This is a genomic window from Shewanella sp. Shew256 (assembly GCF_002196695.1).
Taxonomy (GTDB): domain Bacteria; phylum Pseudomonadota; class Gammaproteobacteria; order Enterobacterales; family Shewanellaceae; genus Shewanella; species Shewanella mangrovisoli.
The window spans coordinates 1-21,911 of sequence record NZ_NAJR01000010.1 but is presented as its reverse complement, the minus strand read 5'-3'; the positions used below and the strand labels follow the sequence as shown (position 1 = coordinate 21,911).

17 protein-coding genes and 5 tRNA genes are annotated in these 21,911 nt (G+C 47.6%); 12 read left to right on the top strand and 10 right to left on the bottom strand.

All coding sequences use genetic code 11. The features are described 5' to 3' along the window. Positions 1–1,473, bottom strand: coding sequence for a glucose-6-phosphate dehydrogenase (gene zwf / locus B5P39_RS16795; RefSeq protein ID WP_011717106.1), 1,473 nt, complete (start codon positions 1,471–1,473; stop codon positions 1–3). Positions 1,474–1,785: 312 nt separating this feature from the next. Between zwf and B5P39_RS16790 the strand changes: the two genes are divergently transcribed. Together B5P39_RS16790 and pyk are read left to right on the top strand one after the other, a co-directional pair. After that, the gene (locus B5P39_RS16790) at positions 1,786–2,640 is read left to right on the top strand and encodes a MurR/RpiR family transcriptional regulator (protein ID WP_011622810.1); all 855 of its coding nucleotides are present in this window, start codon (positions 1,786–1,788) and stop codon (positions 2,638–2,640) included. Positions 2,641–2,825: 185 nt separating this feature from the next. Further along, entirely contained in the window at positions 2,826–4,265 is a 1,440-nt protein-coding gene (pyk, locus tag B5P39_RS16785; protein ID WP_088212341.1) for a pyruvate kinase, read from the top strand. A 147-nt stretch (positions 4,266–4,412) separates the two neighbouring features. On the opposite strand, the gene B5P39_RS16780 is transcribed toward pyk, so the two are convergent. Both B5P39_RS16780 and B5P39_RS16775 read right to left on the bottom strand, forming a co-directional pair. Beyond that, positions 4,413–6,692 carry an acyl-CoA dehydrogenase gene (locus B5P39_RS16780; RefSeq protein WP_088212340.1) on the bottom strand — a complete coding sequence of 760 codons (2,280 nt, stop codon included), beginning with the start codon at positions 6,690–6,692 and terminating at the stop codon, positions 4,413–4,415. A gap of 15 nt (positions 6,693–6,707) precedes the next feature. After that, on the bottom strand, positions 6,708–7,346 hold the full coding sequence (locus B5P39_RS16775) for a TetR/AcrR family transcriptional regulator (protein WP_011622813.1): 639 nt from the start codon (positions 7,344–7,346) through the stop codon (positions 6,708–6,710). Between the two features lie 218 nt (positions 7,347–7,564). Between B5P39_RS16775 and B5P39_RS16770 the strand changes: the two genes are divergently transcribed. Beyond that, a complete protein-coding gene (locus tag B5P39_RS16770) occupies positions 7,565–9,427 on the top strand; it encodes a M2 family metallopeptidase (protein WP_088212339.1) in 1,863 nt (620 codons plus the stop codon). Between the two features lie 143 nt (positions 9,428–9,570). On the opposite strand, the gene smrA is transcribed toward B5P39_RS16770, so the two are convergent. Beyond that, positions 9,571–10,161 (bottom strand): DNA endonuclease SmrA, encoded by a 591-nt coding sequence (gene smrA / locus B5P39_RS16765; protein WP_088212338.1) that lies wholly within the window; start codon positions 10,159–10,161, stop codon positions 9,571–9,573. A gap of 132 nt (positions 10,162–10,293) precedes the next feature. On the opposite strand from smrA, the gene B5P39_RS16760 reads away from it, so the two are divergent. Then, entirely contained in the window at positions 10,294–10,872 is a 579-nt protein-coding gene (locus B5P39_RS16760; protein ID WP_023267222.1) for a YybH family protein, read from the top strand. 27 nt (positions 10,873–10,899) lie between these two features. Next, a complete protein-coding gene (locus B5P39_RS16755) occupies positions 10,900–11,394 on the top strand; it encodes a YchJ family protein (RefSeq protein ID WP_088212440.1) in 495 nt (164 codons plus the stop codon). An 81-nt stretch (positions 11,395–11,475) separates the two neighbouring features. On the opposite strand, the gene B5P39_RS16750 is transcribed toward B5P39_RS16755, so the two are convergent. The 3 genes from B5P39_RS16750 to B5P39_RS16740 form a co-directional block, all read right to left on the bottom strand. After that, positions 11,476–13,659, bottom strand: a complete 2,184-nt coding sequence (locus B5P39_RS16750) for a putative bifunctional diguanylate cyclase/phosphodiesterase (RefSeq protein WP_088212337.1) — start codon at positions 13,657–13,659, stop codon at positions 11,476–11,478. 188 nt (positions 13,660–13,847) lie between these two features. Then, on the bottom strand, positions 13,848–14,135 hold the full coding sequence (locus tag B5P39_RS16745; protein ID WP_088212336.1) for a DUF406 family protein: 288 nt from the start codon (positions 14,133–14,135) through the stop codon (positions 13,848–13,850). Between the two features lie 248 nt (positions 14,136–14,383). Then, positions 14,384–14,872, bottom strand: coding sequence for a VC2046/SO_2500 family protein (locus tag B5P39_RS16740; protein WP_088212335.1), 489 nt, complete (start codon positions 14,870–14,872; stop codon positions 14,384–14,386). 125 nt (positions 14,873–14,997) lie between these two features. Between B5P39_RS16740 and B5P39_RS16735 the strand changes: the two genes are divergently transcribed. The 3 genes from B5P39_RS16735 (at position 14,998) to B5P39_RS16725 (ending at position 15,421) form a co-directional block, all read left to right on the top strand. Further along, positions 14,998–15,082, top strand: a tRNA-Tyr gene (locus B5P39_RS16735). 39 nt (positions 15,083–15,121) lie between these two features. After that, positions 15,122–15,206: transfer RNA gene (locus B5P39_RS16730), tRNA-Tyr, on the top strand. A 130-nt stretch (positions 15,207–15,336) separates the two neighbouring features. Further along, positions 15,337–15,421 (top strand) — tRNA-Tyr (locus tag B5P39_RS16725). 195 nt (positions 15,422–15,616) lie between these two features. On the opposite strand, the gene queE is transcribed toward B5P39_RS16725, so the two are convergent. Then, a complete protein-coding gene (gene queE, locus B5P39_RS16720) occupies positions 15,617–16,285 on the bottom strand; it encodes a 7-carboxy-7-deazaguanine synthase QueE (RefSeq protein WP_088212334.1) in 669 nt (222 codons plus the stop codon). A gap of 188 nt (positions 16,286–16,473) precedes the next feature. On the opposite strand from queE, the gene queC reads away from it, so the two are divergent. Further along, on the top strand, positions 16,474–17,193 hold the full coding sequence (gene queC, locus B5P39_RS16715) for a 7-cyano-7-deazaguanine synthase QueC (RefSeq protein WP_088212333.1): 720 nt from the start codon (positions 16,474–16,476) through the stop codon (positions 17,191–17,193). Continuing rightward, the gene (rrtA, locus tag B5P39_RS16710; RefSeq protein ID WP_088212332.1) at positions 17,190–17,792 is read left to right on the top strand and encodes a rhombosortase; all 603 of its coding nucleotides are present in this window, start codon (positions 17,190–17,192) and stop codon (positions 17,790–17,792) included. Before queC ends, rrtA begins: the two co-directional genes overlap by 4 nt. Positions 17,793–18,211: 419 nt before the next feature. Here rrtA and uvrB read toward each other — a convergent pair whose 3' ends face one another. Both uvrB and B5P39_RS16700 read right to left on the bottom strand, forming a co-directional pair. After that, positions 18,212–20,233 (bottom strand): excinuclease ABC subunit UvrB, encoded by a 2,022-nt coding sequence (uvrB, locus tag B5P39_RS16705; RefSeq protein ID WP_088212331.1) that lies wholly within the window; start codon positions 20,231–20,233, stop codon positions 18,212–18,214. Positions 20,234–20,928: 695 nt separating this feature from the next. Then, positions 20,929–21,132, bottom strand: coding sequence for a hypothetical protein (locus B5P39_RS16700; RefSeq protein ID WP_041412641.1), 204 nt, complete (start codon positions 21,130–21,132; stop codon positions 20,929–20,931). A 514-nt stretch (positions 21,133–21,646) separates the two neighbouring features. On the opposite strand from B5P39_RS16700, the gene B5P39_RS16695 reads away from it, so the two are divergent. Further along, a tRNA-Asn gene (locus B5P39_RS16695) sits at positions 21,647–21,722 on the top strand. A 47-nt stretch (positions 21,723–21,769) separates the two neighbouring features. Next, positions 21,770–21,845 (top strand) — tRNA-Asn (locus B5P39_RS16690). Positions 21,846–21,911 lie beyond the last annotated feature (66 nt).

Genomic DNA, 21,911 nt, shown 5'->3' with positions numbered 1-21,911 from the left:
CTATTCATCCCACGAACGGCCGTCTTTAGTGATCAGCGCGACCGACGCTACAGGTCCCCAGGTGCCCGCAGGATAAGGTTTCGGTTTCTCGTTACTTTGTTCCCATGATTGGATGATGCCATCCACCCAAGTCCAAGCTTGTTCCACTTCGTCGCGGCGAACGAACAGCGCTTGGTTACCGAGCATGGCTTCGAGCAACAGACGCTCGTAAGCATCGGCAATACGCTCGTTTTTAAAGGTATCCGAGAAACTCAAGTCGAGTTTGGTGGTTTGTAAACGTTGTTTCTGTTCTAGCCCCGGCACCTTGTTCATCATCTGGATCTCAACCCCTTCGTGTGGTTGCAGACGGATGGTTAACTTGTTAGGTGGCAAGTTACGGTAGCTTGAGCGATACAAGTTGTGTGGTGGGTTTTTAAAATACACCACAATTTCAGAACTCTTGAACGGCATGCGTTTACCGCTACGTAGATAAAATGGCACGCCCGCCCAGCGCCAGTTGTCGATATCGACACGCAGCGCCACAAAGGTTTCGGTGTGGGACTGAAGGTTGGCGCCTTCTTCCTCTAAATAGCCTGGCACTGGACTGCCCTTGAGGAAGCCCGCACTGTACTGACCACGGACAGTATTTTCATACACATTGTCGGCATTGATTGGGCGCAGCGACTTCAGTACTTTCACTTTTTCATCGCGAATGCTGTCGGCATCTAAGTTAACCGGTGGATCCATGGCAACCAGTGTCAACACTTGCAGTAAGTGGTTTTGGATCATGTCGCGCATCTGACCGGCTTTATCGAAGTAACCCCAACGGCCTTCAATACCCACTTCTTCAGCAACGGTGATCTGAACATGGTCAATGGTCCGGTTGTCCCACTTAGACGCGAATAACGAGTTAGCGAAACGCAGCGCAATCAGGTTTTGTACCGTCTCTTTACCTAAGTAATGGTCGATACGATAAACTTGGTTTTCTTTAAAGTAGGCAGAAACTTGGTCGTTAATTACGCGGGAAGAAGCGAGATCGGAGCCAATCGGCTTTTCGAGTACCACGCGAGAATCGCTATGGATAAGATTTTGTTCGTGTAAACAGCGGCAGATATCGCCAAAAATTGCAGGAGGGGTGGCAAAGTAACTGACCATGACGCGCTCTTCTGGTTTGAGCAATTCATGGAAGGCGCTGTAGCCTGCTGATTCGGTGAAGTTCGTGCCGACATAATGGCAGCGGGACAAGAAGCGTTGGACAGTCTCTTCACAGAGGGCTTCTTTTACGAAGGTTTTTAACGCAAGGATGACGAGTTCTCTAAATTCATCCTGACTGAACTCATCTTTGGCAACCCCAATGACTTTGGTGTTTTTATCCAGAAGTTCAGCTTTATCTAGCTGGTATAAAGAAGGTAACAACTTGCGTCGTGCCAAGTCGCCTTTAGTACCAAAGAGTACGAAGTCACAAGCTTTGGCGCCTGATGTTGTTTTGCCCATTGCGTTACGCTCTCCTTTGTATGTCGTGTCCCTTCAAGCCAATGAAGAAATCCACACTTTTGTTGTAATATAACAACAGAATTTGTTAAATGCATCTATTTTTATCAATATTAACATTCTAGCTAACTAGGCACCTAGGGCATAAATCTGATATGCTTTTTGTGCTTAAATTACTGATGATAGTAAATTCTTATTTCAAAAATGTACTTAAAACTTACTTAAGCAGTGTCGATTAGTGAGATCCTGAAACAGATCAACAGCACTAAACAAAAATAAATAAAATTACATTCTCAATTTAGCGGACGTACGCGTATGAATACCCTAGAAAAGGTTCAAAAAAGCCTCACCCATTTTAGTAAGTCAGAACGCAAGGTTGCAGAGGTGATCTTAGCCTCTCCGCAAACAGCAATTCACTCCAGTATCGCCACGCTAGCTAAGATGGCAGATGTGAGTGAACCTACTGTGAACCGTTTCTGTCGCCGCTTAGATACTAAAGGCTTTCCTGATTTTAAGTTACATCTGGCGCAAAGTCTCGCTAACGGTACACCTTATGTGAGCCGCCATGTGGAAGAGGATGACTCTCCAGAGTCTTACACGACAAAAATTTTCGAATCTTCAATGGCTTCCTTAGATACCGCACGTCAAAGCTTAGACGTCACTGCCATCAATAAAGCCGTGGATATTCTGACTCAGGCCAAAACGATCTCCTTCTTTGGTTTAGGCGCGTCTGCGTCTGTTGCCCATGATGCCCAGAATAAATTTTTCCGTTTTAATGTGCCTGTCATCTGTTTTGACGATGTTCTGATGCAACGTATGAGCTGCATTAACAGCAATGAAGGCGACGTTGTGGTGCTGATTTCCCATACTGGTCGCACTAAGTCATTGATTGAAATAGCGCGTTTAGCGAGAGAAAACGGCGCGGCTGTGATTGGTATTACGGCTCGTAACTCACCGTTATCCATGGAATGTACACTGCCCGTGACGATGGAAGTGCCAGAAGATACCGATATGTATTTGCCAATGGCCTCGCGTTTAGCGCAATTGGTGACTATAGATGTATTGGCGACTGGTTTTACCCTACGCCGTGGCCCGCGTTTCCGTGACAATTTAAAACGTGTGAAAGAAGTGTTGAAAGAGTCTCGTATCAATAAAGATCCGATACTGTAATTCACTTCCTATCTTAAAAAAGGCTAGTGCAAATCGTCCGTCTAGCCTTTTTTAAAGCAAATTTCAGCGATACCTCACAAATTTGAAACATAACTTTAGATCAATTTGATTGTAACTTTACTACATAATTTGGAATTGCATGGTAATATAGCCCCAAGATTTTTTTAACTTTAACGGAGTATCTTATGTTCCGCAGAACCAAAATCGTCACCACTCTGGGCCCCGCCACTGACCGTGACGATAACTTACGCCGTATTATCGCGGCAGGTGCAAACGTTGTTCGTCTTAACTTCTCCCACGGCTCCCCCGAAGATCATCTCAAACGCGCGACTCAAGCTCGCGAAATTGCAAAAGAATTAGGTGTCCATGTTGCTATTTTAGGTGACTTACAAGGTCCTAAAATCCGTGTATCTACCTTTAAAGACAACAAAAAAGTTCAACTGAACTTAGGTCAAGCCTACATTCTGGATGCCGAGTTAGGTAAAGGCGAAGGCGACGAGAATCAAGTCGGTATCGACTACAAGCAATTGCCAGACGATGTGAATGTTGGCGATATCCTGATGCTCGACGACGGCCGTGTGCAACTGCGTGTTGAGCGCGTTGAAGGTCGTAAAGTGCACACGACTGTTACCGTTGCTGGCCCTCTATCAAACAATAAGGGGATCAACAAACAAGGTGGTGGCTTATCTGCAGCGGCTCTGACTGAAAAAGACAAGGCAGACATTCTGACTGCGGCGATGATCCAAGTGGATTACTTAGCCGTGTCTTTCCCACGTAGCGGCGCCGATCTGGAATACGCCCGTTCTTTAGCGCAACAAGCTGGCAGCAATGCACTGATCGTAGCAAAAGTAGAACGTGCTGAAGCCGTTGCTAGCGAAGAAGCGATGGATGATGTGATTTTAGCCTCTGACGTCGTCATGGTTGCCCGTGGTGACTTAGGGGTTGAGATTGGTGACGCAGCACTGGTTGCAGTGCAGAAGAAGCTAATCGCTCGCTCTCGTCAACTGAATAAAATCGTGATCACTGCGACTCAAATGATGGAGTCAATGATTTCGAGCCCAATGCCAACGCGTGCAGAAGTCATGGACGTGGCCAACGCCGTGCTCGATGGTACTGACGCTGTGATGCTGTCAGCCGAAACTGCAGCAGGTGACTTCCCAGAAGAAACCGTGAAGGCGATGGCGAACGTGTGTATCGGTGCCGAATCTCACCCTAGCGTGAAAGTGTCTAAGCACAGATTAGATGCACGTTTCACTTCAGTTGAAGAAACGATTGCACTCTCCACTATGTATGCTGCTAACCACTTGGAAGGCGTCAAAGCGATTATCGCCTTAACTGAGTCTGGCGCAACTCCTAAACTGATGTCACGTATCAGTTCATCTTTACCAATTCTTGGTTTATCACGCCATGAGACAACTCTGGCGAAGATGGCACTGTACCGTGGTGTGTTACCGATCTACTTCGACTCAACCATTTATCCTGCCGATGAGTTAGCGCAAAAAGCGCTGGAATCATTAACAACTGCGGGTTACCTGCAAAGCGGCGACTTGGTATTAATGACCAAGGGCGATGCAATGGAAACTATCGGCGGCACAAACACTTGTAAAGTGTTGATCGTTGCTTAATCGTATTTGATTGGCGTTAGCCAGACGTAAAGACTAAGACTAAGGCTAAGAGTCATCAAGCTTAAATACAAAAACCACCTCAATTGAGGTGGTTTTTTTATCTCTTGTCACGGCTAGAAACGATAGCAGTCGTGCTAGCCAATCAAATTATAGGGCTTCAAAATCATTCACATTGATGGCCGCTAAGCGCAACTTATCGGCATGTAACAGCTTTTGATGCTCATCTTGAGTCACAGTGCCCTGCTCCAGCGCTTTAGCAAATAACACCAAATTAGGCACTTTGGCTGGCAACTCACCGGCGCGTTGTGCTTTCTTGAGCTTCTTGTAAATCTCTTTACAGGCATATTGCGCCACGAAGGCCTGTTCAACCTCAGCAATACCACCCACGTCGCCTTCAAACTCAGGGCATAGGAAAGTAATGCGTTCACGGGCAGGACTTGGTTTTAGCATGCCAGAGACCAGTTCAGTCGCCATTTTATCGCTAGGCGCATTGAAATGGTTGCCGATGGGGAAAATCAGCGCACGTAGCAGCCATGCAAATGGACGGTTCGGGAAGTTACGGATCACTTCTTCAAGTGCTTTAGCCGCTAAGTGCAAGCGATTTGCCATCACATAACGCACCGCAGGTAAATCGTCCTGTTGACGGCCATTGTCTTCAAACAGTTTTAAGGTGGCTGAGCCTAAGTACAGCTGGCTTAACACATCCCCCATACGTGCCGACAACATTTCCTTACGCTTCAAATCGCCGCCCATGATCAGCATCGAAATATCCGTCATTAAGGCTAATGCCGATGAAAGGCGCGACATATCTTTATAGTACTGCTTGGTTTCGCCGCTCACTGGCGCACTGCCAAAACGGCTGGCAGTCAAAGCGTTGAATAAGGCACTGAACGCGTTGCGAGTGGCATAACCCATATGGCCCATTAACAGCGAGTCGAAACGCTCGAGCGCATCGTGTTCGTTTTCCATCGCCGCGGCTTCCATTTCGGCCAACACATAAGGATGGCAACGGGTCGCACCTTGACCAAAGATCATCAAGGAACGCGTCAAAATGTTCGCCCCTTCAACGGTAATCGAAATAGGATTCGACATATAAGGGTGGCCTAAGTAGTTTTTAGGCCCTAATTGGATGCCCTTACCCGACTGAATATCCATCGCATCGTTCATCACAGCGCGGCCAAGTTCAGTCATGTGGAACTTAGCAATCGCCGTCACCACTGAAGGTTTAACTTTAAGATCAATCCCCGTAGTGGTTAAACGGCGCGCCGCTTCCAATTGATAGGTATTAGCGATAATGCGCGCCAGCGCTTCCTGCACACCTTCAAAGTTACCAATCGCCATCCCAAATTGGTGACGCACATAGCTGTAAGCCGTGGTGGTTTTGGTCGCCATATGGCCAGAAGCCGTCGCCAATGCAGGCAGAGAAATACCGCGTCCCGCCGATAAACATTCAACCAGCATGCGCCAGCCTCTGCCCGCAAACTCAGGACCACCGATGATCCAATCCAGCGGGATAAAGACTTCTTCGCCCTTAGTGGTTCCGTTCATAAACGCCATGTTGAGCGGATTATGACGACGGCCAATCACTACACCTGGATGATCGGTTGGGATCAGGGCGCAGGTAATGCCTAAATTCTTTTTATCGCCCAGCAGACCATCAGGGTCGCGCATCTGGAAGGCTAAACCTAATACGGTTGCTACAGGTGCGAGCGTGATATAACGCTTGTCCCAGGTTAATTTAAGGCCTAAAACTTCTTCGCCGTTAAACTCACCGCGGCAAACAATACCCACATCGGGGATAGCGCCCGCATCACTGCCCGCTTCTGGGCCAGTTAATGCAAAGCATGGGATCTCATCACCCTTAGCTAATGCAGGTAACCAGCGCTCCTTTTGCTCTTTAGTACCATAGTGAGTCAAAAGCTCACCAGGGCCCAATGAGTTTGGCACCATCACAGTAACCGCGGCACTCACGCTTCGGCTGGCTAATTTACTCACAATCGTTGAGTTGGCGTAGGCAGAAAACGCTCGACCACCAAACTTTTTCGGGATGATCAGCGCAAAGAAGCCTTCCTTCTTAAAGTAGTCCCACAGCTCTGGTGGCAAATCCTTACGGTTATGCACAATGTCGAAATCATCGATCATCTTCAGGGCCGTCATCACCTGATTATCGATAAAGTCTTTCTCTTCAGCCGTAAGAGTAGGTTTACCGTAGCTGTGCAGGGTATTCCAGTTTGGGTTGCCGCGGAATAACTCGCCTTCCCACCACACATCACCCGCTTCCATCGCTTCGCGCTCGGTATCAGATAATGGCGGTAATACTTTTTTAAAGAAGTGAAACACAGGCTGGGTGATAAATTGCATCCGAAGGCTTTTTACTGCAAATAGCGCAATAATCGCAATCAGGGCAATAATTATAATCGTCAACATAATCAAGACCTTTTATTAAGAAGCCACGGGGACTGATACGCCCGCAGCCATGTAGGGGATCACTTTACGGATCACGGCTTCGATGTCGTTATGCTCACCAAATTCGGCCGCGGCAATATCATTGAGCGCATCGGCTGACGCCATAGTGAAAACAATCGTGCCTAGGGTAAAGTGTAAGCGCCAAAACATTTCAGCAGGAGGAATATGCGGTGCACTGGCCGAAACAGCTTTTACAAAGGTGTCTAAATGCTGCCCATAATGAGTGGTGATAAACCAACGCAGGTGCCCTTGGCTTTCAATGTAACCGCGACCCAGCAATTGTAGGAAAATTGTCGTGCCTTCGGTGCGCAGCTCGTTCAAATCCAATAATGGATCGACTAACGCAGAGAAAATCTCCTCTAACGAAGCCTGTGTTGGCGCGGTATGCAAACGCTTTATGGCCGTCGATGCGGCGGGCATAAACACGTCTAAATAGCGGGCTAACACGGCGCGGATTAACTCTTTTTTAGAGCCAAAGTGATAGTTCACCGAGGCTAAGTTAACCTCCGCCTTGCTCGTGATAAGTCGCAATGACGTCTCAGAAAACCCCCTTTCGGCAAATAGCTTCTCTGCGGCATCAAGTATTCTAGTTTTTGTATCGGATCGACTTGCCATTCCGTGACCTTGAATTAATTTAAAACACTCGTTTAAATTAAACATTGGTATGGGAGTTGTCAAACGAAAAATGGCCAAATAAGCTGCGCCCTGCTGACAAGGATTAACAGGCCACTCACATCCGTTGCAAAAAACCATGAAAAGTCATCAAGTCCTGTGCAAAAAACACTGTGCTTAGGTAGAATGCTTAACACAAAAACAACAAAGGACTGCAATACATGGCTATTCTATTGAATCGTCCCACCACGCTCGCACTCACCATAGCGCTAACCTTAGGCTTAACCGCCTGTAATGATGCACAAAGCAAGGCCGAAACTACTTCAGCGGCACCTGCTGCAACTAATGCCGCGCCCGATAAAGCACAGGCCATCGCCTTTATTCAAGATGCTGAAGCCCAGATGGCACAGCTCTCTATCGAAGCGAATCGCGCCGAATGGATTTACAGTAACTTCATCACCGAAGATACCGCTGCGCTATCGGCCGCAGTGGGTGAAAAAGTCAGTGCCGCTTCGGTCAAATTCGCTACCGAAGCTGCCAAGTACGCCAATGTGGAACTCGATCCTGCCAATGCGCGCAAACTGAATATTCTGCGCAGTGCACTCGTGTTACCTGCACCGCTTGATCCCGCAAAAAATGCTGAGCTGGCGCAAATCAGCTCCGAGCTCAATGGACTCTACGGTAAAGGCAAATACTGTTTCGCCGATGGCAAGTGTATGACCCAGCCAGAGCTGTCGAGCCTGATGGCGGAATCGCGAGACCCAGCCAAGCTGCTTGAGGCGTGGAAAGGCTGGCGTGAAATTGCAAAACCGATGCGCCCACTGTTTCAACGTGAAGTCGAACTCGCCAACGAAGGGGCAAAAGATCTAGGTTACGCTAATCTCTCCGAATTATGGCGCAGCCAATACGATATGAAACCCGATGAATTTTCACAGGAATTAGACCGTTTATGGGGTCAAGTTAAGCCCCTCTACGAATCCCTGCATTGTTATGTTCGCGGCGAGCTGAATAACGAGTACGGTGACGTTATTGCACCAAAAACCGGTCCGATCCCCGCCCACTTATTAGGAAATATGTGGGCACAGCAATGGGGTAATGTGTACGATCTCGTAGCCCCAGACGATGCCGATCCTGGCTATGATGTGACGGAATTACTCGAACAGAAAGGTTATGATGAGCACAAGATGGTCAAACAAGCTGAAAGCTTTTTCACCTCGTTAGGCTTTGCGCCGCTGCCAGACAGTTTTTGGAGTCGCTCTTTATTCTTACAACCTAAGGATCGTGATGTCGTTTGTCATGCCTCGGCGTGGGATTTAGACAACCTTGACGATATTCGCATCAAGATGTGTATCCAAAAATCCGCTGAAGACTTTACCGTTATTCACCACGAACTTGGACACAACTTCTATCAACGAGCCTATAAACAGCAGCCTTTCCTGTTTAAAAACAGTGCCAATGATGGTTTCCATGAAGCCATTGGTGACACGATCGCGCTATCTATCACCCCAAGCTATCTAAAACAGATTGGTTTGCTCGAAGACGTGCCCGATGCTTCCAAGGATATTGGCTTATTGTTAAAGCAAGCTCTGGATAAAATCGCCTTCCTACCCTTTGGTTTGATGATTGACCAGTGGCGCTGGAAAGTCTTTAGCGGTGAAATTACTCCAGCGCAATATAACCAAGCTTGGTGGGAATTAAGGGAGAAATACCAAGGCGTTAAGGCGCCGACAGACCGCACTGAAGCCGATTTTGACCCAGGTGCCAAGTACCATGTGCCCGGTAACGTGCCTTATACCCGCTACTTCCTCGCGCATATTCTGCAGTTCCAGTTCCATAAGGCGCTGTGTGATACCGCCGGTGATAAAGGACCTGTGCACAGATGCAGTATTTATGGCAATCAAGCCGCTGGGGAAAAACTCAACAAAATGTTAGAGCTGGGTGCTAGCCAACCTTGGCCAGTTGCCTTAAAAGAAGTAACGGGTACCGAGGGAATGGATGCCAAAGCCGTGCTCGATTATTTTGCGCCGCTTAAAATCTGGCTCGATGAGCAAAACACGGCGGCAAATCGTCAATGTGGCTGGTAATTAAGCCTCAGGTGCCAGTCATATCCACGCCTTAAACTAAACCGATAAAAATGCCCAACGATGTTGGGCATTTTCTTTTTAAGCTTCGGCATTAATAACGAACGCGAATAACTATCAGAAAAATCAATGCGCTCACACTCCTATTAACGCCACCCCATCCCCTTACGGTTTGCCTCTTTATTCTCAATCTTAAGCTGTTCGGATTTAGTCAGCATCACATACAAGGCGCCCGTGCCGCCCTGCTCGGTTTTCGCCGAATGATAGGCCAGCACCATATCAAGCAGTGATAACCAATGGCAGACGGCAGATTTGAGCAGGCCAGCCACGGGTTTACTGTTATGCCCCTTGCCATGGATAAGCATGACGCAGCGTTCGCCATGGGCCTGCGCCGCTAGTAAATAATTGAGTAAGGCATCACGGGCCTGACTCAAACGGTAGGCATGTACATCTAACTCCATCTTAATGCTGTATTGCCCCAGCCTTAGGCGCTTAAATACCGCTCCCTGCACCCCTTCGCGCTTAAAACTGGCAATATCATCGGGCGCAATAATCGGGATCAAGCTTAAATCCAAGGGCATACAAGCTAAATAAGCCTCGCGTTGCAGCGCTTCACGACGTTGAAGCTGCTCATCCGTTAATGCCTTAGGTTGTAGATTCACCGCCTTCACATCGCCCTTAAGTGGCACAACCCCCGCCATTTCTTCAAAAAACAGTGCCGATTCATCATCTAGCATGGCAAGCTCCTCCACTCTTAACGCTCAGTGTGCACTTTTAGAACAGAAACACACTTTGTAAACATTCAACCCTTTAGTTCAGCGGGCACCTCCATTATAGTGGCGCCATGAATGCTTGATTAGAATAATGTAATGAGATTTTTGCTGCTAGCCCTGATATGCCTATTGTCGCTTCCAAGCTTTGCTACTCCCACAAAAGCCAAAACTACCACGACTACCGATCAGCTGATCAATGCTAATTATCCACTGTTCACTAAAGCATTTACCGAGCTTGACCCCGAAGTTACCGCAGAAATCTATTCGAAAGATGCAAGCTATCTCTCTGAAAGTCAAAGTAAAGAAATCTATTATGGCCGCGAGAGTATCGTTGCTATTTACCAGCGATTTTTCGATAAAATCCGCAATAAAAAGGCCCGAATCGATATCGATTTTCGGGTGCTTAACCGTAAGTTATCAGGCAACAGCGCGTTCGACACTGGCTATTATCTAGTGCGTTTTTACCCCGCTGAAGAAACCGGCGAACCTGTGAGTGAATTTGCAGGCAAATTTGTGATTGGCACCCAAAAAGACTCTCAGCAGCGCTGGAACGTTACGCTGGATATGAACAACCGTGCCGAACCCAGTTTCTATTTGAATGCCAAACCTGTACCCAATCTTTACTATGGCCGCCAGTTCCCACCGTTACCTGATAGTCAAAAGAAAAAGCAATAGTTTATTATATTTTAAAATGTTATGAATATAGCACCCGATAAAAACTGTCCTTGCGGCAGCCAAAAATCCTACCAAGACTGCTGCCATGCACTGCATCTAGGTCTCGATTCTGGCGCACAACTGGCGATGAGTCCTGAGCAATTAATGCGCTCTCGCTACTGTGCTTTTACGTTGAAAAATTTTGATCACATCATCAAAACGCACCATGCAGATTACCTCGATGGCTTAACCCTTGAACAGCTCCAACAAGGTCCACATCCCCAATGGTTAGGGCTTGATGTGTTATCCGCCGATGAAACCATTCACCCCGATGGCCGCAAGCACGGTACTGTAACCTTCAAAGCCTGGTATAAAATGAGTGGCGAGATTGATGCCATTTACGAGCGCTCGGAGTTTATCTTCGAGCAAGATCGTTGGTTTTACACTAAAGGCCATCAAATGCATGCCAAATTGCCGGGACGCAATGATCCCTGCGTCTGCCACAGCGGTAAGAAGTTTAAGCAGTGCTGCATGAAGGGTTAACCAAGGCGTAATTTGTAAAACAAAAGGCAATCGATTGATTGCCTTTTATTTTTATATCACCAACAGCGCTAATCTGAATGGTTAATGCGTCACAAGACTAGGTTCTTTTGCCGCCAATAAGAATTGCGCAAACTCGGGTTCTCGCAATGCGGGACTGTATAAATATCCTTGCGCTTGATGACAAAAACTCTTGGCCAAAAATGCTTCCTGCTCGGCGGTTTCAACCCCTTCTGCGGTCAATGAAATGTTGAGCGCGCTCGCCATCGCGATAATGGCCGACACGATTTCTTGGCTTTCGCGGCTAATGGTGAGATCGGAGATAAAGGAGCGGTCAATTTTTAACTTACTGATCGGGAACTGTTTAAGATAACGCATCGAGCTGTAGCCTGTGCCAAAGTCATCGATGGCCAGCCCCACGCCCAGCTCCGCCAATTCTTGACACAAAAGCGTGGCATGGCGAATATCGCCCATTAATTCTGTCTCGGTGATCTCAAGGATCAGGGTTTTGGGTTTCAAACGATAACGCGTCAGCAGTTGCCAGACTTGCTCATACAGGTTCCCGCTAAAAAACTGCCGCGCAGACACGTTAACATGCATGCTTAAATCGGCATTATGGTGCTGCCAAATATTTAGTTGTCGACACGCGGCCTCAAGCACCCAACTACCAATAGCGTTGATCATCCCTGACTGCTCGGCAATATCGATAAAGGCACCGGGATACAACACGCCTTTCTTCGGGTGATGCCAACGGATCAAGGCTTCGGCACCGATATAGGTTTGCTGCTCAAGATCCCGTAAGGGCTGATAATAAAGTTCAAATTGACGGCCGCGAATGGCGCTATGCAAATCACGCTCGATTTGCGCATCTTCCTTAAAGGCACTGAGCAAGGTGCTATTAAACACTTGAATCGCCGTGCCCTTTTTCTTCTTCGCGTATTGCACCGCAATATCGGCGCAGGTCAGCGGCGCAAATAGGTTCGCCACCGAAGCGATATCGACAACCGCCAGTGCGGGTTTGGGTTCGATTTGCTCACGACCAATTAAAATCGGCATGGCCAAATGTTGGTATAGACGGGTACTAAAATAATCCAGATCGTAAACCGCGTTATCATCGGTGAGCAACACGGCAAATTCGTCACTGCCGACACGGGCGATTTCAGTCGCCTTATTGATTTCCGAAAAATGTTTTAAGCGCCGGCCAATTTCGATCAGCAAACTGTCGCCATTTTCATGGCCATAGGTATCGTTAAATCGTTTAAAGGCGACTAAATCGACCAGCAGCAACAATCCATTGGTGGTGCGCTCCAATACGCGATTGAAGTGGCTGCGATTATTCAGCCCAGTGAGGCTACAACGCCAGGCTAAACGCTCAAGCTCCGCCTTATAGTTGTGCTCATCTGTGCTTTCTTCGCCGGAGACTAAGGCGTAATGATTGCCGCGATCGGTGATAAATTGGCTGACCACATACTTGAGCCAGTATCTACTGCCATCGGCACGATTGAATTGTACCTCGCCCTTGGCCTGCTCGCCTCTGAAGATCTGCGCTAAGGTTTGCTCAGCTAATTGATTGTGCTGCTTAAAAAAACTTAGCTCACGTAAATTGGCGCCAATGCTTTTTTCGCGCGCTAAGCCGGTGATCTCCTCGTGGGCTTGATTCACGTATTCCACTTTTTCGGTGTGTAGGTTAATCAGCATACTCATTTGACGAGACTGCTCGGTGGCACAGCGAAACAGGCTTAAGCGCTCTTCTTTGTCATAGGTATGTTTGGTGGCCAGCGTGAGGGCCAGTTGATCGGCCATTTGGCAGGCAAGGTGAATTTCGCTGTCGTGCCAATGGTGAGTCAGTTGCGCTCGCTCAAGGCACAGCACCCCTTCGAGATGACCATTAATGCGAATGCCAATCTCGAGGCTAGATAAAATTTGCCGAGGGATAAAATAGTTATCGACTAACTCAGTCAAACGCGGATCGATAAGGGTATTACCCGCATCGATATGGCGATGATTTTTGAGTTCATTTAAATAACGAGGCAGTGTCTGCAACTGCGAAGGACGGTAAGTGTCTTGTAGGGCCATAGCGCCAAATTGCGCTACCAGGGATTGGCTCGATTGATCGGCAGAAAAAATCCAAACCGACACCAGAGAAACGGCTAAATTCTCACAGAGTAGCTCTGTTGCTAGCTCTGCGGTTTTCGTAAAGTCGCCCTGCTGCTTAGCCGTAGAATGAACTAAAGACTCTAATAAGTGCTGATGTTGACGTCGCTTCACTCTAATCCCTACAAAACATCGTGTTGGGTAACACAGATACTACAGCGAGTAGCACGACTCATTTCAGCGTGCTAATTGCGCCAATCCTGAATATTTTTGTCGATGCAGATTACACATTGGCATTTCAAACAGCAACATCGAGCACAATTTATTACAAATTAATCAACATTTACCGCAGGGTTTTATGCTTACAGCCCGTTCTCTAATTGGAAAATCATCTTCTCGACACTCACATCGAAGACCAGCTTGAGGATAACGCCTACGTCATTCTTGACAATGTTTCCTTGGGTTTGGCTAAAGCGTGCTTGGGCCCGTTCCAACATCTTGCTGGCTTCGATCTCGGCCTGTGCACCCGCAAAGGATAGCTCCAGCATTGTATCCTGCTCATCAATCACAGCGCCAATATCCACAAAACTGCCACAATCGGTGCAAGTGTCGTTTACGGTAGCCGCTTGTCCTGCAATGATACCTTTCATCTGTTTTTCCTCATTAATCGCTATACCGCTGCATTTAAGGGTGATGCATCAACTTAAAGCTGCATCATTAACGCCTTATTATAGGAAACTGTGACGTCAGAGACTCAGCTTTAGCTCACGCTTATTATTGTGTATCGACACAGTTGATGGCTATTTGGTCAACAAGTCCCTTAAAGCCTAGATATTTTTTAAAGACCGAATCTTCCTCAACGGCCCGAAAGCGACTTGGAGGTAAGACGACATATTGGCTAGGCGCTGGCTAATAACGGCACCAAGTTACGTTGAATCGCCAGTTGATCGGCAAAATGCATGATGTCCATTTTAGGAGATGGCAATTGCCCACGTTGGCGCAGGCGTGTGGTGAGATCGCAATTACTTAAGGCTTCGGCCATGGCAATAGGCTCGCCACCGCGGATCACTAAGGCTTCAGGGCGCAATGCCTGTTGCAGTTGAAACGCCCTCGCCCCTTGCTCGGCGAAAACAGCACTATTATCGGTAACATTGTTATCCGTCGATAAATCCGCAACAAGCGCTTGTTTTGGGGGTAACTCAAACTGACGTTGCAATTTTTCTGCATTATCGAGCTCTTTTTGCCATTGAAACTGCGCCATGTCCCTCGCATCTGCAGACAATAGCGATAACAACAGGGCGAACTCTCCTCGCCTGTTGTGTTCGATTGCCGCATTTAAGCGGGAGCCAATTTGGGCTTCGTTGATTAAAGGAACATCGATTTGCATAAAAAAACATCATTAAAACAACTTGTTGTTAGTTAATCGACCAGTTGAACCAGAACTTTAGGAAAATTTTCATATTTAGACTTTACATGCCAAACGTTTCTGACTACTATGGCGGCCGCAATTGAGGAGGGGTTCCCGAGTGGCCAAAGGGATCAGACTGTAAATCTGACGGCTCCGCCTTCGAAGGTTCGAATCCTTCTCCCTCCACCATTTGCACTAACAATTAGCGATGCTATAAAAGATACTCGTGGAGGGGTTCCCGAGTGGCCAAAGGGATCAGACTGTAAATCTGACGGCTCCGCCTTCGAAGGTTCGAATCCTTCTCCCTCCACCACTTTTATCTTGTGTGGTTCGAAAATCGTTAGTCTGCTGTAACCTTGCTTTACCCTTAAATCCGGCCAAGATTTAAGATAACTTTTAAATCCTTCTTAATAAGTCAGAGTTAAAAGTTGAAGAAAATATGTGGAGGGGTTCCCGAGTGGCCAAAGGGATCAGACTGTAAATCTGACGGCTCCGCCTTCGAAGGTTCGAATCCTTCTCCCTCCACCACTTCTTTCTCATCTCACACTTTATCTCGCGTTATTCCCCAAGTTTTATCTCTAGCACTTCTGCTTATTCAAACTTATTCTATCGCTTAACCCTATTGCTTTTAATCCATGGATTTTGCTGATAAAAAACGCCCCATTCGGAGCGTTAAAACTATTTCTGAGCATTAAAGACCAATGCTGCTGAGCTAAGTGGCCATTAATCAATATTCAGGTATTTGTGGGTTTGAATCGATAAACGCCAATTACGGGCAATACACACCTTCATCGCTAATTCCGTCGCCCTTGGTTTTTGGCTAATCGGTTGCAGACAGATGGTTTTAGCCGACACATCAATCCCTTTGAGCAACTCATCGAGTTCGTCGATATGATTTTCGGTCGCTATTGGGTGCTTTATCTCGTTGGCGCGGGTCAAGGCCTGTGCTAACACCTTATAACCCCCTTTCATATTGACCTTTGGTGAGACAGTCACCCAGGTATCAGCATCGCACTTCACATCAAAGGTACCACTGGTCTCGATTTGAGTGGCAAAGCCGGCAGTGTGGAGCGTGTGAGTTAATTCATTCAGATCGTACATGCAAGGCTCACCACCGGTGATCACTACATGGCGCGCCGTATATCCCTTAGCGTTGAACGCCTCGATAAGACTCTGCGCCGTATGGTTAGCCCAGCGCCCTACGGAACCATCGACGGTGATCACTTGTTCGGGTGACACCTTGTTTTCCTCAAGCAGATCCCAAGTCTGTTTGGTATCACACCAAGCACATCCCACAGGGCAACCCTGTAAACGTACAAAAATGGCGGGCACTCCGGTAAAGACACCTTCACCTTGAATGGTTTCAAAGACTTCGTTGACTGGGTAATTCATGCTAGCGTTCCGTTTTTCTGGGGCGGCATTTATAGAGGATTTTAGCTGCAGCTGCAAGTTTTTACCGCCTCAGACAGAGTGATGCCAAGAGCGATATGCCCGTCGCCACACGCCAGCAAAGAGTTTGCAAGCCCTAGCGCCTGAGTTACACTTACGCCCTATTTTATGTGTCAATTTAAGTGGATCCTATGTCAGCAGCGTCAGTTTCAAAGGTGGTAGTGGTTTTCAGTGGCGGACAAGACTCAACGACTTGTCTTATTCAAGCCTTAACTCAGTTTGATGAAGTCCACGGGATCACCTTCGATTATGGTCAGCGTCACCGTGAAGAAATTGAAGTTGCTAAATCCCTCGCCAAGCGCTTAAAGATCACTAGCCATAAGGTTATGGATGTGAGCTTACTCAATGAGTTAGCGATTTCTGCCCTCACCCGCGATGCCATCCCCGTGTCCCACGAATTAATGGAAAATGGCTTACCCAATACCTTTGTGCCTGGCCGCAATATTCTGTTTTTGACTTTGGCAGGGATCTACGCCTATCAATTAGGGGCCCAGGCGATTATTACCGGTGTCTGCGAAACTGATTTTTCGGGTTATCCCGACTGTCGTCACGACTTTGTGCGCGCGATGGAATCGGCACTGGTGCAAGGCATGGACAAAAAGCTTGAGATCATCACCCCATTAATGTGGCTGAACAAGGCCCAAACCTGGGCGCTGGCCGATAAATACCAGCAACTCGATTTAGTTCGCCACCATACCCTGACCTGTTATAACGGCATTGTCGGCGATGGTTGCGGTGACTGCCCAGCCTGCCATCTTCGCAAACGGGGCTTAGAGGATTACCTGCAAAATAAAGCAGAGGTAATGGCCTCGCTCGACAAGGCAACTGAAACGGGTAAACCGCAGGCGTGAGACTGGTGACGTTAAAAACACTCGGCCCCTATTGGCTGGCGCTTATCGTCAGTCTGCTCTGTGCGCTCTTGTATGTTGGTGGGCTTTTTACCCCGAGCATAGATAATCTGCTCGCCTATCGCCGCAGCGCCATCAGTGACGGCCAGTGGTGGCGTCTGATCACAGGCAATCTGCTGCATACCAATCATTGGCACCTGCTGATGAACCTCGCAGGATTATGGGTAGTGTTGTTTTTGCACCACTTTCATTACCGGCTCAAGGGCTTAACCGTGCTGTTTATCCTGCTTTGTCTGTTTGAAGGCATTGGTCTATATCTGGGTTATCCGCAGCTATTAGGTTACGTGGGACTGAGCGGCATGTTACACGGTCTATTCACCTTTGGTGCGGTGCAAGATATTCGCCGTCATCTGCGCTCGGGTTATTTGCTGCTACTCGGCGTGATAGTTAAAGTCGGCCATGAACAGTTCTATGGCGCCAGTGATGATGTGACCGCCATGATTGGTGCACGCGTTGCTACCGAGGCGCATTTAGTCGGCCTGATCTGTGGCTTAGTCTGCGCACTTATGGTGTTTGTGTACCAACGAACTAGGGCGTGTTGACGTTTCAGGGTTATTTTTGCAGCAGTTTGGCTGGCTTTTATGCAAGGCAAAGTCCGTGCAGTGTAGTTATTCTACATAAACGGACGATAACGCGCAGAAATGCCAGCCAAATGCTGCCCGAAGGGTTCGCCTGGCAAGCCCTTGCTCTTTGTCACTCGTCATTTGAGTAGAATAACTACACATCATTCCTCGTTTCGCGAGCATGTGCTTGCCAGAACGAACAAAATCTAATCTCGAAACGTCAATACGCCCTAGATTAGCCAAGGAAACGCAGCGCTAATATCTACTATTTTGATTAATCCATACAATAAAAGCCGCCTCATATTGTTATGTTGGCGGCTTTTTATTAGGTAGTGAACCTTGGTATATGCTTGATTAGCATCGCAGTCCTACGTCTAACGAGCTAAGACACAAATTTGTTAGGCGGTGATCAGCAACTCCCGTAAACGTTTCACTTCATCACGCAGGGCTGCTGCCTGTTCAAACTCCAAGTTACGCGCATGCTCATGCATTTGCTTCTCGAGCTTGTCGATATCATGGCTCAGCTGCGCCGCATCGGCTTGATAACGTTTGGCTTTAGGTTCAGCCACTTTGCCCAGTGACGCTTGGCGATAACCCTTTTCAGTGTCTCTACCATCGTCCACATCCATCACGTCGGTAATGCGCTTGACCACGCCTTTTGGCACTATGCCATGCTCAAGGTTGTAGGCGTGTTGTTTCTCACGGCGGCGCTCGGTTTCGCCCATCGCCTTGGCCATCGACTGAGTGATCCTATCCGCATAGAGGATAACCTTGCCATTGACGTTACGCGCGGCGCGACCAATGGTCTGAATAAGCGAACGCTCCGAACGTAAAAAGCCTTCCTTATCGGCATCGAGAATACAGACTAAGGAAACTTCGGGCATGTCTAAGCCTTCACGCAGCAAGTTGATGCCGACCAGCACATCAAACTTACCGAGGCGCAGATCGCGGATGATCTCCACCCGCTCTACGGTATCGATGTCCGAGTGCAAATAACGCACTTTGACGCCATGTTCATCGAGGTATTCGGTTAAATCCTCCGACATGCGCTTAGTTAAGGTGGTGACAAGCACCCGCTCATTAACGGCAACTCGCTTGGCCACCTCGGAGAGTAGATCGTCCACTTGAATACTGACCGGGCGCACTTCCAACTCGGGATCGAGCAAACCCGTTGGCCGCACGACTTGCTCAACAATCTCGCCGCCACTCTTATCCAGCTCGTAAGGGTTTGGTGTTGCCGACACATAAATGGTCTGCGGCATCAGTTGCTCAAACTCTTCAAACTTCAGCGGCCGGTTATCGAGCGCCGAAGGCAAACGGAAGCCATATTCCACAAGCGTGGTTTTACGGGAGCGGTCACCCTTATACATGGCACCAATTTGCGGCACAGTGACGTGGGACTCGTCGATAATCAACAAACCATCGGCGGGTAAATAATCGAGCAAGGTTGGCGGTCCCTCACCCGGTGCACGACCCGACAAGTAGCGTGAGTAGTTTTCAATACCGGAGCAATAGCCCAGCTCAACCATCATCTCGATATCGTATTGCACCCGCTCGTGGATCCGCTGCGCTTCAATCAACTTATTGTTGTCGAGCAGATACTGCTTACGCTCGCGCAGCTCTTCCTTAATTGATTCGGTCGCTTCGAGGATTTTTTCCCGCGGCGTCACATAGTGGGTTTTCGGATACACAGTGGTACGCGCAATACGCTTCACTATCTGCCCCGTTAACGGGTCAAACTCGCTTAAACGCTCAATTTCATCGTCAAACAGCTCGACCCGAATACCGTAGCGATCGGAGTCGGCGGGGAAAATATCGATGACTTCACCACGGGCGCGGAAGGTACCGCGCTGCAACTCGAGATCGTTGCGAGTATATTGCAACTCGCTCAAGCGCTTAAGAATATCCCGCTGCCCCATGGTATCGCCCTGGCGTAGGTGCAAGAGCATCTTCATGTAGGAATCGGGATCGCCCAGGCCGTAAATTGCCGATACAGAGGCAATCAAGACCACATCCTTACGCTCCAGCAGTGCTTTCGTGGCCGAGAGACGCATTTGCTCGATATGGGCGTTGACCGATGCATCCTTTTCAATAAAGGTGTTCGATGCGGGTACGTAGGCTTCTGGCTGGTAATAGTCGTAATAGGAAACGAAGTATTCCACTGCATTATTGGGGAAAAACTCTTTCATCTCGCCATAAAGCTGCGCCGCCAGTGTCTTGTTTGGCGCCATAATAATCGTCGGGCGCCCAAGCTGGGCAATCACATTAGCGATGGTGAATGTCTTACCCGAGCCCGTCACCCCCAAAAGGGTTTGACAAGCTAGGCCAGATTCGAGGCCATCGACCAACTTGGCGATGGCCGTGGGCTGATCCCCTGCGGGGGCGAATTGGGATTCAAGCTGAAAAACAGATTCTGACACGCGAACATATCCTTGTGGTTAGTCGACTCATTCTAATCAAGTCGTCCATTAAGCTCCAGCAGTTATCCTTCTTAAACCATGCGCACAGATTTGTACTAGCTCAAGTAAATGACAGTTTGATGGACAGAAAGTGAAACTTTTTGACCACGAGGTTTTAATGCTCAAATTGGCGATAAAACGCCCTAAAACTCAGGAGAAATGCCAAATTAATACACAAGAGTTGACTTTCACTTGCTTACAAAATTGCAACCTAAATCGAGTCCAAAAAAGATAAGACTTGCAATTATTATCTATTTGAAAAATATGGCTTAATATTTTTATCGCCAAAATAGTGCAATTTAAGTCCATCGCCCGCACGGCAAGGCTTTGCTGCCTGTTTCAAGCCGCAACTCACAGGGTTATCCACAGAATTTGTTGATAAGTCGAAATAAGTGAGAAACCATGCGGGATTGAGGAGTATTTCACCCTAGAGTCAGCTGATGGACGGCTTTGGTAATTTAATTACATTTGATAAATGTTACTACTTGTTACCGCTGCGAGCATTCGAAAAATCTGATATATGTCCGACTGTTAGGCTTTAACCTTGGCATTGCAGCATAAAATGACAGCGTTTACCCATTCACGACGTATTAATGTGGATAAAGCCTTTATATAAGGCTCGTTCTCCCGATTGATCACCGCTGCAGATAGCTGCGCTAAATTAAGTCCTCTGCCAGCGCGGCGGCAAATAGTGCTTCATCCGCCGATGCAACCACAAAGAGAATTTCGGCTAAGTCTTGGATTTTTTGAAAATCAGGATCATCTAAGTGCATAGATAATTCGCGGTATTGACGCAGTACATCTAAGGTCAACGGTTCCTGAAGTAAGGCTTCCGCTTGCGCTAATCGACTCATTGCCATAGTTATCACCTCTCGGGATGTTTTCGATGCCACCTATATTGTTAAAAATGGCGTCTATCTGTCGCTATAGGGATAATGTGAAGTGTCTTGGGTTATCGCTTTACCAATTGCTTTGCATCGGCACAAAGGTCAAATTGAATGCCGCATACTCAATTCGACCTCAACAGTTCCGTTTCGTTGCCACGAATTTGCAATTTATCTAGTTAAGACCGAGCTTTTAGAAATTTCAAATTAACCATTAACCCCAATAACTGCTGTCAATTTAATCAATTAAGCCTTTTGGGGATTTTAACCGGCGGATAAAAGCCAACTGAGTTTGGATGTTTACATACGCTATCTTACGAAAACATAAGTTATTTCTTCATCAAAATGCTGATTTCTACACCGCAATGCACATTAGATGAGCACTTAACAGCATAATTACACTTTTTTTAGTAACTCGAGTTGACTCATCCCACAGAGCGTTTTACTATGCGCTCCGTTCTCAACGAGTCATCGAGACAAGAGAAACGATTCCCCTGTAGTTCAGTCGGTAGAACGGCGGACTGTTAATCCGTATGTCACTGGTTCAAGTCCAGTCAGGGGAGCCAAATTTCAATCTCGATAAAAGTGAGGATGCAGTTAGGTAACTAACGATTCCCCTGTAGTTCAGTCGGTAGAACGGCGGACTGTTAATCCGTATGTCACTGGTTCAAGTCCAGTCAGGGGAGCCACTTAATTATCAAGCTGTTGCGTTAACACGATTCCCCTGTAGTTCAGTCGGTAGAACGGCGGACTGT

Excerpts from the sequence above, each read along its gene's own strand:
- zwf (WP_011717106.1), bottom strand. The coding sequence starts at position 1,473 with ATGGGCAAAACAACATCAGGCGCCAAAGCTTGTGACTTCGTACTCTTT.
- B5P39_RS16790 (WP_011622810.1), top strand. The coding sequence starts at position 1,786 with ATGAATACCCTAGAAAAGGTTCAAAAAAGCCTCACCCATTTTAGTAAG.
- pyk (WP_088212341.1), top strand. The coding sequence starts at position 2,826 with ATGTTCCGCAGAACCAAAATCGTCACCACTCTGGGCCCCGCCACTGAC.
- B5P39_RS16780 (WP_088212340.1), bottom strand. The coding sequence starts at position 6,692 with ATGTTGACGATTATAATTATTGCCCTGATTGCGATTATTGCGCTATTT.
- B5P39_RS16775 (WP_011622813.1), bottom strand. The coding sequence starts at position 7,346 with ATGGCAAGTCGATCCGATACAAAAACTAGAATACTTGATGCCGCAGAG.
- B5P39_RS16770 (WP_088212339.1), top strand. The coding sequence starts at position 7,565 with ATGGCTATTCTATTGAATCGTCCCACCACGCTCGCACTCACCATAGCG.
- smrA (WP_088212338.1), bottom strand. The coding sequence starts at position 10,161 with ATGCTAGATGATGAATCGGCACTGTTTTTTGAAGAAATGGCGGGGGTT.
- B5P39_RS16760 (WP_023267222.1), top strand. The coding sequence starts at position 10,294 with ATGAGATTTTTGCTGCTAGCCCTGATATGCCTATTGTCGCTTCCAAGC.
- B5P39_RS16745 (WP_088212336.1), bottom strand. The coding sequence starts at position 14,135 with ATGAAAGGTATCATTGCAGGACAAGCGGCTACCGTAAACGACACTTGC.
- B5P39_RS16740 (WP_088212335.1), bottom strand. The coding sequence starts at position 14,872 with ATGCAAATCGATGTTCCTTTAATCAACGAAGCCCAAATTGGCTCCCGC.
- queE (WP_088212334.1), bottom strand. The coding sequence starts at position 16,285 with ATGAATTACCCAGTCAACGAAGTCTTTGAAACCATTCAAGGTGAAGGT.
- queC (WP_088212333.1), top strand. The coding sequence starts at position 16,474 with ATGTCAGCAGCGTCAGTTTCAAAGGTGGTAGTGGTTTTCAGTGGCGGA.
- B5P39_RS16700 (WP_041412641.1), bottom strand. The coding sequence starts at position 21,132 with ATGGCAATGAGTCGATTAGCGCAAGCGGAAGCCTTACTTCAGGAACCG.